General features: G+C 70.3%; 13 protein-coding genes. 4 read left to right on the top strand and 9 right to left on the bottom strand.

Annotated elements, in window-relative coordinates; all coding sequences use genetic code 11:
• Window positions 1-65 precede the first annotated feature (65 nt).
• Entirely contained in the window at window positions 66-659 is a 594-nt protein-coding gene (locus DEJ03_RS15250) for a TetR/AcrR family transcriptional regulator (protein ID WP_110865271.1), read from the top strand.
• Window positions 660-793: 134 nt separating this feature from the next.
• Here the strand turns inward: DEJ03_RS15250 and DEJ03_RS15245 are convergent, their stop codons facing one another.
• From DEJ03_RS15245 to DEJ03_RS15235, 3 genes are all read right to left on the bottom strand, one after another.
• Window positions 794-1045 carry a hypothetical protein gene (locus DEJ03_RS15245; protein WP_146237757.1) on the bottom strand — a complete coding sequence of 84 codons (252 nt, stop codon included), beginning with the start codon at window positions 1043-1045 and terminating at the stop codon, window positions 794-796.
• Window positions 1046-1153: 108 nt separating this feature from the next.
• Complete coding sequence (locus DEJ03_RS15240) at window positions 1154-2719, bottom strand: FAD-dependent monooxygenase (protein ID WP_110865269.1); 1566 nt, start codon at window positions 2717-2719, stop codon at window positions 1154-1156.
• A 38-nt stretch (window positions 2720-2757) separates the two neighbouring features.
• Window positions 2758-3363 carry a TetR/AcrR family transcriptional regulator gene (locus DEJ03_RS15235; RefSeq protein WP_110865268.1) on the bottom strand — a complete coding sequence of 202 codons (606 nt, stop codon included), beginning with the start codon at window positions 3361-3363 and terminating at the stop codon, window positions 2758-2760.
• 274 nt (window positions 3364-3637) lie between these two features.
• On the opposite strand from DEJ03_RS15235, the gene DEJ03_RS15230 reads away from it, so the two are divergent.
• Together DEJ03_RS15230 and DEJ03_RS15225 are read left to right on the top strand one after the other, a co-directional pair.
• Window positions 3638-4051 (top strand): hypothetical protein, encoded by a 414-nt coding sequence (locus tag DEJ03_RS15230; RefSeq protein WP_110865267.1) that lies wholly within the window; start codon window positions 3638-3640, stop codon window positions 4049-4051.
• A 306-nt stretch (window positions 4052-4357) separates the two neighbouring features.
• Window positions 4358-4849 (top strand): hypothetical protein, encoded by a 492-nt coding sequence (locus DEJ03_RS15225; RefSeq protein WP_146237756.1) that lies wholly within the window; start codon window positions 4358-4360, stop codon window positions 4847-4849.
• A gap of 59 nt (window positions 4850-4908) precedes the next feature.
• Here the strand turns inward: DEJ03_RS15225 and DEJ03_RS15220 are convergent, their stop codons facing one another.
• Window positions 4909-5889 (bottom strand): alpha/beta hydrolase, encoded by a 981-nt coding sequence (locus DEJ03_RS15220; RefSeq protein ID WP_110865265.1) that lies wholly within the window; start codon window positions 5887-5889, stop codon window positions 4909-4911.
• Window positions 5882-7423 (bottom strand): MFS transporter, encoded by a 1542-nt coding sequence (locus DEJ03_RS15215; protein WP_309146897.1) that lies wholly within the window; start codon window positions 7421-7423, stop codon window positions 5882-5884. Before DEJ03_RS15215 ends, DEJ03_RS15220 begins: the two co-directional genes overlap by 8 nt.
• Window positions 7424-7618: 195 nt before the next feature.
• Here DEJ03_RS15215 and DEJ03_RS15210 point away from each other — a divergent pair, with 195 nt between their 5' ends.
• Window positions 7619-7981, top strand: a complete 363-nt coding sequence (locus DEJ03_RS15210; RefSeq protein WP_110865263.1) for a hypothetical protein — start codon at window positions 7619-7621, stop codon at window positions 7979-7981.
• A 115-nt stretch (window positions 7982-8096) separates the two neighbouring features.
• Here DEJ03_RS15210 and DEJ03_RS18275 read toward each other — a convergent pair whose 3' ends face one another.
• The 4 genes from DEJ03_RS18275 to DEJ03_RS15190 all read right to left on the bottom strand — a co-directional run bounded on the left by DEJ03_RS18275 (window position 8097) and on the right by DEJ03_RS15190 (window position 14261).
• Window positions 8097-9041 carry a family 16 glycosylhydrolase gene (locus DEJ03_RS18275; protein WP_258370862.1) on the bottom strand — a complete coding sequence of 315 codons (945 nt, stop codon included), beginning with the start codon at window positions 9039-9041 and terminating at the stop codon, window positions 8097-8099.
• Between the two features lie 291 nt (window positions 9042-9332).
• Complete coding sequence (locus DEJ03_RS15200) at window positions 9333-10658, bottom strand: alpha-hydroxy acid oxidase (protein WP_181422749.1); 1326 nt, start codon at window positions 10656-10658, stop codon at window positions 9333-9335.
• The gene (locus DEJ03_RS15195; protein WP_110865262.1) at window positions 10655-12142 is read right to left on the bottom strand and encodes a rhamnulokinase family protein; all 1488 of its coding nucleotides are present in this window, start codon (window positions 12140-12142) and stop codon (window positions 10655-10657) included. Before DEJ03_RS15195 ends, DEJ03_RS15200 begins: the two co-directional genes overlap by 4 nt.
• Window positions 12143-12176: 34 nt before the next feature.
• The gene (locus DEJ03_RS15190) at window positions 12177-14261 is read right to left on the bottom strand and encodes a bifunctional aldolase/short-chain dehydrogenase (protein WP_110865261.1); all 2085 of its coding nucleotides are present in this window, start codon (window positions 14259-14261) and stop codon (window positions 12177-12179) included.
• Window position 14262 lies beyond the last annotated feature (1 nt).

The following is a 14262-nucleotide window of genomic DNA, read 5'->3' as shown; positions in this document are numbered from 1 at the left end:
GAGGATCACGATAAGGACTCCGCATCATTCCTGCAAGTGAGTGCACATCCTCGTAGGATCGATGCATGAACCCGATGAGCACGCGAGCGATCGGACGAGCGGCGGTGCGGGACGAGCTGGGGAGCATCGGACTCCGTTGCTTCCTGGAGTCAGGCTTCGAGGCCGTCACGTTCGAGGACCTGGCCGGACGAGCAGGGGTTTCTCGGAGCACCTTCTTGCGCTACTTCGGCAGCAAGGAGGACGTCGCCCTGCATGTCTTCGATCCCCTCGGTGAGCAGATGGCACAAGCCCTCGGGGAGCGTCCGGAGTCGGAGGACACCTGGACTGCGCTTCGTCACGCGGTCAGGCCCGCCGTGGCGCTCATCGAGGACGATTCCGAGGCGGGCTTCGCGCGACTCGACTTGGTCTGGTCGACGCCCGCGTTGTGGGCTCGGCTCCACGAGAAGCAGGCAACCTGGCGAGAAGGACTCGCTGCGGTGCTCGTCGAGCGTGAAGCCAGCAGTCAGATGCGACGCATCGCGGTGCAGACACTCGTGATGGCCGCCTTGGGTTGCGTCATCGTCGCGTACGACGGATGGGTCGAGAGCGGCGGAGCTGAGCGCCTCGGTGAGCTGGTCGAGGACGCTTTCGCGGCCCTTGCCCAGGGAACGGTTCGCTGACGAGCTTCGAGCGTGCAAGGCAACGTGCGGGGAACAGCGTTCTCCCGTCCCGGGTGCGAATGGTCTTCGGAGACTGCTTCTCCGGAGACGTGTGCTTCTTCACGTACTCTCGCGCGCTTGTGACTGTTCAGCGGTCAGATGAGCAGCCCGATGGTGAGCACGACGATCCCGCCCGCCGTGAGCAGGGCCGGTCCCGCGACCCGGCCGGGAGCGGGCCGTTCCGTCGCACGCGCGAAGAAGGCGGCGACGAGCATCGACGTCGCGCCTCCGTAGATGAGCACGAAGGCTTCGGGGAAGAAGCCGATGATGTGGACCCCGAGCCCGGCGAAGACCGTCAATGCCGACGTGAACAGGTGGGCTCTGGAAGCTGCTGGGAGCTCAGGCATTGCTCGTGTTCTGAGGAGAAGGTCGATCAGACACCAGATCGAAGCGGTCGCGAAGAGCGCGCCGCTGATCGAGATGATCGCGGCTCCGATCACGTCGAGGTTCACGCGTTACACCGCTCCGGTAGAGCCGTGTTCGGGTGTTCCGAACCAGGCGGCGAGTGCCTCTGTGAGGGAGGCGGGGTCGGTGTGGGACCAGGCGACGAATCCGTCGGGCCGAATCAGCATCGAGGTCTGTTGGTGCGTTGTGGCCAGCGGCACGTAGTCGACGCGGTCGTTCCATGGGGCGATGGTGTCGCGGTACGTGCCGGTCGCGTCGACCAGGATGGGGTGGGCGGTGCGGAGCAGTTCCGGGATTCTGCGGATGGTCCCGTCGGCGAGTTCGACCTGTGATGACGGTGCAAACCATCCGGTGGGGCCGTCGGGGTTCGCGGAGTTCGCGGGGCTCGTGTCGTAGCGGACGTCCGAGCCGGCGAGGAGATCTGCGATGCGCTGCACGGTGGTCGTGTCGGCGAGCATCTCGGCGAAGAGGTCGCGGAGGGCGGTGACATCCGAGCCGGGCGCCATGAGGGCGGTCTGCGCTTGGGTCTGCATGAAGACGCGTTGTCCGAGCGGGCGCCGCTCTGTCTCGTAGGTGTCGAGCAAGCCCGCGGGGGCCCAGCCGCGGAGGCTGGCGGCGAGTTTCCAGGCGAGGTTCGCCGCGTCCTGAAGCGCGAGGTTCAGGCCGGGTCCGCCTGCGGCAGAGTGCACGTGTGCGGCGTCGCCGAGGAGGAAGATCCGCCGGTCGCGGTAGCGGTCAGCGACGCGTGTGTTCCGACCGGTCAGACGGCGCAGCAACGTCGGCTCACCGTCGGCCGGCGCGTTGAGGTCGAGGCGGACGCCGAGGACGCGCTCAAGGCTGTCTTCCATCTCGGTCAATGTCATGGCTGCTCCCTCACCGGGGAAGCTGCGGTCAGGCTGGTCCTCCCATTCCGCGGTGTAGACCAGCGGGTGCTCCGGGTCACGGAGGGCGATGGTGACGACGCCGGTTTCAGTGCGGTGGAAGCTCTCCGGGATCTCTCCCAGACCCGCAACGTGCACTTTCCCGGGGCCGGCGGGCGTCAGCTGCTCAGTTGGTGCGATCAGGGCTGTGCGGTCCACGATGTGGTGGTCGGTGTTGCCGGGGAAGCCGATACCGGAGAGCTTCCGAACAGTGCTTCGCGCGCCGTCACTCCCCACGAGGTACTGCGCCGACGCGGTGCTCTCAGCTCCGGTCGCGACGTCGACGAGGTCGACGGTGACGGAGTCGTCGTGTTGGGTGAAGGAGCGCATCTCGACGCCGCGACGGATCGCAACGCCGAGTTCCGCTGCGCGGTCGTTGAGTACGCGCTCGAGGTCGCGCTGGTTGATGTGGAGCAGGTACATCGGGTTGCGGTCGCCGAGCGTGTGGAGCGGCAACGGTAGCGCTCCGAAGAAGAAGCCCGGAGCCGGCTCCGGGACGGCCCGCCCAGCACACCGCTCGAACAAGCCGCGGTGGTCCAGTAGTCGGACGACCTGCCCGGTCAAGCCGTGCGCCTTGTCCCATTGGTTGATCTCGGGGAGGCGTTCGAGGACGAGGGGGTTCGCACCCGCGAGCTTCAGCTCGCAGGCGACGAAGATGCCCACGGGTCCGCCTCCGACGATGACGACGTCGTACATGATGGTCTTCCTTCTGGCGAAGAGTGTGGGATCAGTGGTCAGCGGAGGTGGTCGAAACCGTCGCCGAGGAGTTGGAACGCAGCTCGGAGGATCGGCTGGAGGGGTTGTGGCTCCGCGCGCGCCGCCCAGGACTCCAGCGTTGTCAACAAGGTCGACAGCGCAGCGGCGGACACCAGACCAGGAATGGGATCCTCCGGTGCTGCGTCTGAGCGCGCCGCGACGGCGGCCGCGAACACTGCGTTCGCTGCGCGGGCACCTCGATCGACGGCTGACTGCATGCCTGGCGTCGACAGCACTGCGAGCAGCCCGCTCTGCTCCTCCCGGGACGGGGTCGTCGTCTCTTCTGCCTCGTACGGCGCGAGCAGCGCCTCCGTGATGGCAGTCCACAACGGCTCCTCGCGCGGCCGCTGGAGCAGATCGTCGGCCGCCGTGCGCACGCGTTGCACGTGGCGGTCCGCGATCGCGTCTTCCTTGCTCGAGAAGTAGTTCCCGAACGTCCGCCTCGACACTCCGACCCGACCGACGATGTCCTCGACACGGATGTTGTCGAGCCCCCGCTCCCGGGCGAGCAACACTGTCGTCACACTCAACGCGTCACGGATCGCTGCCTTCTTCTGCTCACGGAACGAGATCTCGTCTGTCATGACACCAAACTAGAACAAGTTTGCCCATTGGGCAAGTTTACTCAATGGGCAACTACTGACCTCGGGATCAACGGATCACAGACGGTCGTTCACGAGACACTCATCGACCCGGGGGAGAGCGGCGTGCCCGAGTGGAACGACCGTTGCGCTCGCTCGATAGCCTCCTGCGCGTGGGCATCTCCGACTTCGACGTTGCACCCAGCGCCGGGTCGCGGTTCGGGGTGGTCGTGCTCGGAGTCGCAAGCGCGGTCGCCGGAGTTCTCGCCGTCATCGGATGGCCGCTGCCGTCATCTCGTCGACACACGGCCGAGGTCAGCACGCGTGGGCGCGCACCGTCCGTGAAGTCCAAGACTGGTTCGCGCACGACGGGTGGCGGATGTCCGGCGCATCGTGGATCTACGGTGCTCTCGCGGTCGTCGCCCTGGCCGCCGCTGTCATCCTGCGCCATCCTGCCTGGAGCGGCCGCCGCGCGTTGCTGATCATCGTCATTCCGGCCGGGGTGCTCCTCGTGTTGGGCCCCGCGCTCCAGTGGGCTCTCGGGCTGCCATGGTCGAACTACGGAAGCGGATCGGCCGGCGGAACAGCCATCGGCATCCTCGTCACGGTCGTGTGCGGCGCCGTGCTCACGGGGTTCCGTCAGGCCCTGCGGCGAAGAGCCCGCCGCAACGAAGCGGCGCCCGCCCGCTGAGGAGGCCGAGGTCGGAGCAAACGGGGGCTGTGCCGGCGCGAACTCCGAATCGGCGTTGCTGGTTACCGCAAGATCGGTGAGGAACTGTCGTGTGCGCCGGTTGTCCGGCAGTACGGTCCGGGAACAGCCTGACCCGAGGCTGCGAGAAGCCAACCCGAAGGCGACCCGATGGACAACTGCGACGAGCGACGGCCTGGCGCCCTCGCGTTCACGAAGCATCTCGGCGAGCAGTTCGGCGGTGATCTCCGGCGGACAAGAGCAGCTCCGGTCGCGCCACGACTCCACGGCGCGGTGAAGGCGACTGCCGTGCGAGCGCACACCGCCGGCGGCTCGAACGGCGGACTCCGTCAGGTCGTTGCTGCGCCAGTCCCGTTGCGGTTCGAGTTGGCGAGCACGGGGCTGTCCCTCGCCGGCCTGGGTGTCGCGATCGGATGCGGAGTCGCGCGCACGATCGGCCCGCAGGTCCTGCCAGTCGCGAGGATCGCGGATCCCGAGGTGCGCGACGCGGAGCTCGACGAACGCGGCGGGTTCGAGGCACAGCTCGCCGACGTGCTCACGGAGCCCCGGCCTCTCGTCGTCGAACTCGCTGCAGAGGAGCTGGCGGCGGACACCATCGTCATGCCCGTCGTCGGTGATCGTGTCCACTACAGCCGGGGTTCTGGGCACCTCATCGGGCTGCAGGGAGTCGTCGTCGCGTCCGATGAGGGCGAAGCTCTGCCGCGCGGGCTGCGGTACGTGCAGCTCGACGGTGAGGCGTGGCCGATCGTCGTCACGGTGGTGTCCCTGGACCGGATCTAGCTGGTGCTGCGACTCGGTCCGGGCACGAGCGCCACGATTCGCCCGTGCCGGGACTGCCGTCAGACGGCCGGGCTGAGGAGGCGCCCGGTGAACTCGCACAGAGCCTGCACCGCCCGCTGCGACAGCGTCGCGTCGGGCATCATGCTCGTCGATCCGTGGAACGCTCCCGGCCACACGTGGAGTTCCGACTGGACTCCTGCCGCCCACAGCGAGCTGGCGTAGGCGACGGTCTCGTCGCGGAACACCTCGGTGCTGCCGCAGTCGATGTACGCAGGCGGGAGCCCGGTGAGGTCCGTCGCGCGGCCGGGTGCAGCGTAGATCGACACGTCCTCGCCACCCCGCCGGTCGCCGAGGTAGGCGTCCCAGCCGAACCGTGTCATCTGCCGGTCGGCGACCCCGACACCGTCGAACTGCCGAGCCGACAGCGTCGCGTCGCGGTCGTCGAGCATGGGACTCACGAGCACCTGGCCGATGACGGAGGGCCCCTGTCGGTCGCGGGCGAGGAGGGCGGTGCCGGCGGCGAGACCGGCACCGGCGCTCTGCCCGACGAGGACGATGCGCTCCGGGTCGATGCCGAGTTCGTCGGCGTGCTCAGATGCCCAGACGAGACCGGCGTAGCAGTCCTCGACCGGGTACGGGTCCGGGTGTTCCGGCGCCAGGCGGTAGTCGGGGCTGACCAGGACGACGTCGTGCACCAGCAGCCACTCGTCGTAGGAGTCGAGGTTGCCGAGGTGGTGGCCGAACATCATGCCGCCGCCGTGGATCGCGTAGGCCAGGGCAGCCGTGCCGGTGCGGCCGGTGCGTTGGATCACGGCGAGGTCGATCGGGTCACCGCGGTGCCCCGGGATCGTGATGCTGCTCCGCTCGAGGCCGCGAGCACGCAGTCCTTCGTCGAGCTGCGCCTCGGTCATGTCCAGTTGTCGCATCTGCGGCAGCATATGCGCCGTGAGGTGGAAGCGGCCTCGCGCGTCCATGGCGGTGAGGAAGGGCACGAACTCGGGATCGAACGGCGGGCGGGGGAGGGCGATGGTGTCAGACACGGGAGGTCTCCTCGGTGATGGTGGTCGGGTCGGTGTGTGCAGGGGTGTGGTCGGCAGGTTGGGACGAGGCCGCGTCCTCTGGTTCGACGGCGGGCCGGGCTCGGAGCATGCCGACCACGACGAGCAGTGCTGCGACCACGGCGAGGCCGAGGCCGGCGACGGTGAGGGCGTCCCGGAAGCCCTCGAGCCGGGCGGTGGTCCAGGCGGTGGTGGCGATGCTCCCGGCGACGAAGGCGGCGACGATGGTCCCCGCCGCGGCGACGGCGGCACCACCCGCGAGCTCGCTCGAGGTGTCGACGAGCGCCGCTCCGACCGAGGTGCGGTCCGCGGGCAGCCCCGTGAGGACGGACGCGCCGGCGACGACGCCGACGACCCGCATGCTGGCGGCGACGAGCACGAGCGCGACGAGCACCCACGGGTACCCGTACCGGCTCAGGGCGCCGAAGACCGCGAGACCGGAGACGACCGAGACGGCGCTCATCCAGGCGGCGCGGCCCAGGCCGACCCGCTGCACGAACGGCCCGACGAAGCGGCCGCCGACGAGCAGCACCACCACCTGCGGCAACGTCCCGACGGCGGCCAGCGCCGGCGGCCAGCCCCAGGCGAACTGCAGCTGCAGGGTCACGAGGTACGACAGTCCCGCGACGGCCAGACCCGACGCGGCCTTGAACGCGAGGCCGCTCGAGACGAGTGGTCGGGCGAGCAGGTGCAGGTCGATCAGCGGGTGCCGCGCGGTCCGCTCGCGGGCGACGAACCCCACCGCGCAGGTGACGGCGAGCGCGAGGACGGCCCACCCCCACCAGCCAGCGGCTCCGGACTCGACCAGGATCGTCGGCGCCACGAGCGCTCCGGCCGTGGTCACGGTACCGAGCAGCGCTCCGACCACGTCGACCGGATCACGATGGAGCCCTGAATCCTCGTCGCGGGCGACACCGAGCCGGATGCCGACGAGTGCGAGGACCGCGATGGGCACGTCGGCCAGCAGCAGCACCTGCCACGGGGCGACGGCGAGCACGAACCCGCCGACGGTCGGCCCGATGGCCAGTCCCACGAGCCCGGCCGTCGAGATGACGGTGAGTGCCCGCACCCGCAGGCCTTCGTCGTCGAAGAGGCGGAACGCCAGCGCCATCGACCCGGGTGTCGTCATCGCCGCGGCGACGCCCATCGCGACGCGCACGGCGATCAGTTGCTCGGTCGACGTGACCACCGCCGTGGCCAGGCTCGCGAGGGCCAGCAGGACGAGCCCGGCGAGCATGACCCGGCGGCGTCCGGTGCGGTCGGCGACGGCGCCGAAGAGCAGCATCAGCCCTCCGAAGGCGACCGAGTAGGCACCTGAGACCCACTGCAGGCCCGTCGTCGACGAGCCCAGATCGCGGCCGATCGTCGGCAGGGCGACGTTGAGCACGGAGTTGTCGAGCATCTCGAACAGGAACACCGCGGACAGCCCGGCGAGGGCGATCCAGGCGTCGCGCAGACGAGGAGAAGAACCACCGGCGGGCACGTGCCCGGTGGTGCGAGCGGGACTGGGGGACACGATGGCGCACTCCTTCGAAGGAAGAAGTGGCGACTCGTTCGATGCCGCGTGCTGGTGCGTCGCAGATCGCGGCGCCTTTTACCTCAGTGATCGAGACCATACACGGACTGCCCACTCGAGGAAAGTCCGCGGCGGACGTCCCGGTTGCTGCCGTCGCAGTTCGAGGTGGGAAGTGGCAGGACCTACCCTGGACGGATGCTCTCCCGCCGCGAAGCCGCCGTCCGGCTCGACATCCCCCTCGAGATGGCGACCCGCCACGGCATCCCGTCGCGCCTGAGCGAAGCGGAGCTCGACGCGATCGAGCAGGCCCCGCCCGCCTGGCTCGTGCAGTCCCGCGCCAACCGCACCGGCACCAAGAAGGTCTGGACGCGCCTGGAGTGCGTGGTCTGCGGCTTCGACGAAGAGGCACGCCCGAAGAAGTGGTGGCCCGAGTGGGACTACCTGATGTGCGACTACCACGCCCCTTACCAGGCGCCCGAGCCCACCGCCGGCCTGACGCGGCGTGAGGTCGAGGGCATCGGCAGCCGCTTCATCGCGCTCGTCGACGAGAAGCACTAGCCCACAGGCTCCGCAGGGCGCGCTGCGGCCAGCAGACGCGACCACGCGGACGGACGGGAGGCCCGGTGCCAGCTGGCACCGGGCCTCCCGTCCGTCTCGGGTGGAGCTGCGGACGCTACTCGGTCGTCGAGACCCAGTCGATGAGCAGGTTGCCCTGCTCGCCCCAGTTGCCGACCTGGAACATGAAGCGGTGCGGGGTCGTCGGCACGTCGTGCGTCACGGTGCCGAGGACCTTGCCGTCGACGCTGTACGTGACGGACTCACCGGGGACCCAGTCGACCTTGTAGGTGTGCCAGTCACGCCACGAGACGCCGGTGCCGAGCTGGACGCGCTCGGCCTCCTTGCCCGGGGTCATCGAGTGGTGGAACACCGAGGGGCTGTCCTCGAAGTTGCCCTCGGGGAAGTCGATCTCGCCGTCGGCCCACACGTTCGACGTCGGCCACAGCATGAAGGCCGCGCCGTTGCCGTCGCCGCCGGTCGCCTTCGCGCGGACCGAGAACGAGCCGCCGACGTGGTCCCAGGCGCCGTCGGAGGAGCCGAAGGTGCCGGCCGCTCCGGCGCCGGTGCCGAGGGCGACGTCCATCACGCCGTCGTGCACCGACACGGTCTTGCTCGGCGCGTAGATGCCCGAGGTGCCGTCGGGGTAGGGCTGCCACGACTGCGGGTACAGCGACTGGACGAGGCCGGTGACGGCGTTCGTGGTGAAGTCCTCGACGAACGAGGCGTCCGGTGCGATCGCGGACAGGTCCGCGGGGGAGGCCTCCGCCTCGGGCGCGGCCTCGGGCTCGGCCTCTGCGTCGGGCGCGGGCTCGGCGACAGGGGCCGAGTCCTCGATCGGCGCGGAGTCCTGCTCGGGCTCCGTGTCCGGGGTCCACTCGTCGGTGGGGGCCGGGATCTCCGTCTCGTCCGGGGCCGGCGTCGGGGTGGGGTTCACCGGGGCGTTGTGCCAGCGGCGCTCGCCGTCCCAGCCCCACCAGGTGCGGGCGGAGGCGGCGGTGGGGACACCGAGGACCAGGGCGCCGGCGGTCGCGACCGCCAGGATCGCGCGGTGCCGGATCAACGGTTGCCCCCTCGGGTGACCGGGGGCGTGGGCGTGGTGCGTGAGGTCGTGCCGCGCGAGGGCGTGCACGTGCTTCGGGTCGAGATGTCGGGCTCCTCGTGGATGCTCGGGCGCAGGATGCGGGGAGGGACGGACGCACCAGCCGGCCGGATGCCGAGGGTTTCGTTGACACGTCCACGGACATCTTGCATCATTTGTGACCCGTTCGGGGGGCGTCACGGAAATCGACCGACGAACGCCCGGTGTCCGACGCCCGAACGTGCACGATGCAACGAACGGGGAGCCGACCGCTCAGGCCCGGGGGATCGGCTGCAACCGCTGCAGCTGCGTCACGTGCCCCGGCTCGAGCTCGTCGAGCGAGGCCACCCCGAGCAGCCGCATGGTCCGCTCGATCTGCTCGGACAGGATCTGGATCATCCGGTCCACCCCGGCCTCGCCGCCGGCCATCAACCCGTACAGGTAGGCACGGCCGACCATCGTGAATCTCGCGCCGAGGGCCACCGCGGCGACGATGTCGGCGCCGGACATGATGCCCGTGTCGAGGTGCACCTCGGTGTCCTTCCCGACCTCCTTGACCACGGAGGGCAGCAGGTGGAAGGGAACCGGGGCGCGGTCCAGCTGCCGGCCACCGTGGTTCGACAGCGTGATGCCGTCGACCCCGAGGTCCGCCAGACGCTTGGCGTCCGCCAGGGACTGCACGCCCTTCACGACGATCTTGCCCTGCCACTGGTCACGGATCCAGGCGAGGTCCTCGTAGGTGACGGTCGGGTCGAACATGTGGTCGAGCAGCTCGCCGACGGTGCCGGACCAGCGGTCGAGCGACGCGAACGCCAGCGGTTCGGTGGTCAGGAAGTCGAACCACCACCACGGCCGCGGGATCGCGTTCACCACGGTCCGCGCACTCAGCTGCGGCGGGATCGAGAACCCGTTCCGCTTGTCCCGCAGCCGTGCACCCGCGACGGGCACGTCCACCGTGACGAGCAGGGTGTCGAACCCGGCCTGCTGGGCGCGGGAGACCAGCGCCATCGACTTCTCGCGGTCCTTCCACATGTACAGCTGGAACCAGTTGCGCCCGTGCGGGTTGGCGTCGCGGACGTCCTCGATCGCGGTGGTGCCCATCGTGGAGAGCGAGAACGGGATGCCTGCACGTCCGGCGGCCCGGGCACCGGCCCGCTCGCCCTCGGTCTGCATCATCCGCGTGAAGCCCGTCGGCGCGATGCCGAACGGGTACGACACCGGCGCCCCGAGCACCCGACGCGAGGTGTCCACCCGCGACACGTCCCGCAGGATCGCCGGGGTGAACTCGATGTCCTCGAACGCCTGCCGGGCGCGGGCCAGTGAGATCTCCGCCTCGGCCGCACCCTCGGTGTAGTCGAACGCGGCCTTCGGGGTGCGGCGGGCGGCGATGTCGCGGAGGTCCCAGATCGTCAAGGCCTGTTCGAGGCGCTGACGCCGACCCGGCAGCGAAGGCTTCTTGAACTGCATGAGCGGGGCGAGGTCCCGCACCGTCGGCAGCTGCCGCTTGACCCGCGTGCGAGCGGCGGACGCGGAGCCGGTCGCGGGCGCCGGTGCCCCGGTCGCGGGGTCGATCCGGTGCTGGTCGTCGGTCGTGGTCATGCGTGGCTCCTGACGGGGGATCGATCGGGATCGGCGCGCGACGACGCCGACGGGGTGTACCGCACGGGCTCGACGCTCCGTGCGACGATGCTGCGGAGTGCCTCCAGTGAAGCCCCTCCGAGGCGCGCGAGTCCAGCGGCGCGCGCCTGCACCAGCACGTTGCCGAGTGCGGTCGCTTCGACCGGTCCGGCCACGACCGGCAGGCCGGTGCGGTCCGCGGTCAGCTGGCAGAGCAGCCGGTTCTGCGAGCCGCCGCCCACGACGTGCACGACCCGGATGGTCTTGCCGGTCACGTCGGCGATGGTGCGCAGGGTCTCGGCGTACGCCGTCGCGAGTGACTCGAGGATGCTCCGGACGAACTCCGCACGGGTTGCGGGGGCGCTCAGCCCGTGCGCCGCGCACCACGCGGCGATCCGCGCCGGCATGTCGCCGGGTGCCGTGAACGACTCGTCCGCGGGGTCGAAGACGGGGACCGGGGCGGTGACGGCCGCGGCGGAGGCGAGCAGGGCCTCCAGGTCGACGTGGTCGCCACCGCGCTCCCAGGTGCGGACGCTCTCCGACAGCAGCCACAGTCCGGACACGTTCTTCAGGAACCGGACGCGGCCGTCGACACCGCCCTCGTTCGTGCAGTTCGCGCGTCGTGCCGCGTCCGACAGGACGGGTGCGTCGAGCTCGACGCCGACGAGCGACCACGTGCCCGACGAGATGTAGGCGAAGTCCGGCTCCGTCGCGGGCACCGCGACGACGGCGCTCGCCGTGTCGTGCGAGCCGACCAGGGTCACGTCGGCCTGGCCGCCGACGAGCTCGGCGACGGACGGAAGCAGGGGGCCGAGTCGGTCGCCCGGGTCGCGCAGCGTGGGCAGCAGCCCGGCCGGGAGGCCCGCAGCAGCCCGCACCGCCGGGTCCCACCCACGGGTGGTCGCGTTCAGTGCCCCGGTCGTCGAGGCGTTCGTGCGCTCGGCCGCCTCGACCCCCGTCAGCCAGTACCCGAGCAGGTCGGGGACCAGCAGCGCACGCTGCGCGAGCTGCAGCGACGGGTCGGCAGCCCACTGGAACAGGGTGTTGAACGGCAGGTGCTGCAGGCCGTTCCGGGCGTACAGCTCGGTGGCGTCCATCCGGTCGTGCACGGGGAGGACACCGCCCTGGTGCCGGTCGTCGCGGTAGTGCGACGGCAGCCCGAGCAGTCGGCCGTCGCGGAGCAGGCCGTAGTCGACCGCCCACGAGTCGATCCCGATGCTGGCGATCGCGGGGTGCTCGGCGAACGCGCGCCGGAGCCCCTCGGTCACCTGCCGGTACAGCTCGACGACGTCCCAGTGCAGGGCGTCGCGGCCGGTGTCGGCGGCGCCCTCGTGCAGGGTGACAGGGCCGTTCGGGAACCGTACGACGTGGTCCATCCGGACTCCGTCGGGGTCGACGTGGCCGACGATCACCCGGCCGCTGGTGGCCCCGAGGTCGACCGCGGCGACGCTGCCGCTGGTGTGCATGTTCCTGCTCCTGCTCGGTGTTCGTCGGTCGTCGCTACCGCAGGAAGGCCGCGGCGACACCGGCGTCGACGGGCACGTGCAGGCCGGTGGTGTGCGAGAAGTCGTCGGTGCAGATGGCGTAGACGGCGTTCGCGACGTTCTCGGGCACGACCTCGCGCTTCAGGATCGTGCGCTGCGCGTAGAACTTGCCGAGGTCCTGCTCCTCGATGCCGTACGTCTTGGCGCGGTTGGCGCCCCAGCCGCTCGCGAAGATGCCGGAGCCGCGCACGACCCCGTCGGGGTTGATGCCGTTGACGCGGACGCCGTACTCACCGAGCTCGGCTGCGAGCAACCGCACCTGGTGGGCCTGGTCGGCCTTCGTGGCGGAGTACGCGATGTTGTTCGGCCCGGCGAACACCGAGTTCTTCGACGAGATGTAGACGATGTCGCCGCCCAGGCCCTGCTCGATGAGCACCTTCGCCGCGGCCTTCGACACCAGGAACGAACCCTTCGCCATCACGTCGTGCTGCAGGTCCCAGTCCTGCTCGGTGGTCTCGAGCAGGCTCTTGGACAGCGACAGCCCCGCGTTGTTCACGACGAGGTCGAGGCCGCCGAAGTGCAGCAGCGTCTGCTGGATCGCCTGGTCGATCGCGGCGGCGTCCGTCACGTTCGCGGCGACGCCGATGGCCTGGTCGCGGCCGCCGATCTCGGCCGCCGCAGCGGTGGCCTTCTCGAGGTCGAGGTCGGCGATGACGACGGCGGCACCCTCGGCCGCCAGGCGCTTCGCGATCGCCTTGCCGATGCCCGATGCGGCTCCGGTGACCAGGGCGATGCGCGTCGCGAGCTTCTTCGGTGCGGGCATCCGCTGCAGCTTCGCCTCTTCGAGGGCCCAGTACTCGATCCGGAACTTCTCGGCCTCGTCGATGGGGGCGTAGGTGCTGACGGACTCGGCACCGCGCATCACGTTGATGGCGTTGACGGTGAACTCGCCGGCGACGCGGGCGGTCTGGGCGTCCTTGCCGTACGAGAACATCCCGACGCCGGGCACCAGCACGATGAGCGGGTCGGCGCCGCGGATCGCGGGGGAGTCCGGCGTCCGGTGCCGGTCGTAGTACGCCTGGTAGTCCGCGCGGTACTGCTCGTGCAGTCCGTGGAGGCGGGCGGTCTGCTCGTCGACGCTCGTCGAGGCCGGCAGGTCGAGGATGAGCGGCTTGACCTTGGTGCGCAGGAAGTGGTCCGGGCAGCTGGTGCCGAGGGCCACGAGTGCTTCGGCGCGCTCGCTCGCCAGGAACTCGAGCACGACGTCGCTGTCGGTGAAGTGCCCGACGACCGGCTTGTCGTGCCCGGCGATGCCGCGGATCGTCGGGGCGAGGGCTGCGGCGCGTGCGCGACGTTCGTCGGTCGGCAGTGCTTCGAACCCCGCTCGGACACCGCCGAACGGGTCCGCCTTGCCGTGCTCCGCGAGGTACTGCTCGGCGGTGTCGATGATCCAGCGCGAGTTGCCTTGCGCCTCGTCGCTCGTGTCCCCCCACGCGGTGATGCCGTGGCCGCCCAGGATCGTGCCGATCGCCTGCGGGTGGTCACGCTTGACGCCTGCGATGTCGAGCCCGAGCTGGAACCCGGGCCGGCGCCAGGGCACCCAGACGACCCGGTCGCCGAAGATCCGCTCGGTCAGGGCCGGACCGTCCGCCGCCGTGGCGATCGCGATGCCGGCGTCGGGGTGCAGGTGGTCGACGTGGGCGGCGTCGACGAGGGCGTGCATGGCGGTGTCGATCGACGTCGCGGCACCACCCTTGCCGTGCAGCGTGTAGTCGAACGCGGCGACCATCTCGTCCTCGCGCTCCACCCCGGGGTAGACGTCCTGGAGGGCTCGGACGCGGTCGACGCGCAGGACCGCGAGGCCCGCCGGGGTGAGCGTGCCGAGGTCGCCCCCGGAGCCCTTCACCCAGAGCAGCTCGACCGGTTCGCCCGTGACGGGGTCGGTGTCGGTGCCCTTGGCGGAGGTGTTGCCGCCCGCGTAGTTCGTGATCCGCGGATCCGAGCCGAGCGCGTTCGAGCGCGTGATGAGCGCACTGATCGTGGTGTCTGCGTCGGTTCCGTGCGTTGCGGGGTCCACCCGTGCCTCCACTGTGTTCGTCATG

Origin of the sequence: Curtobacterium sp. MCLR17_043 (genome assembly GCF_003224215.1) — a bacterium.
In the GTDB taxonomy this organism is placed as follows: domain Bacteria; phylum Actinomycetota; class Actinomycetes; order Actinomycetales; family Microbacteriaceae; genus Curtobacterium; species Curtobacterium flaccumfaciens.
The sequence above is the reverse complement of the archived record's forward strand: the minus strand, read 5'-3'. Positions and strand labels throughout refer to the sequence as shown.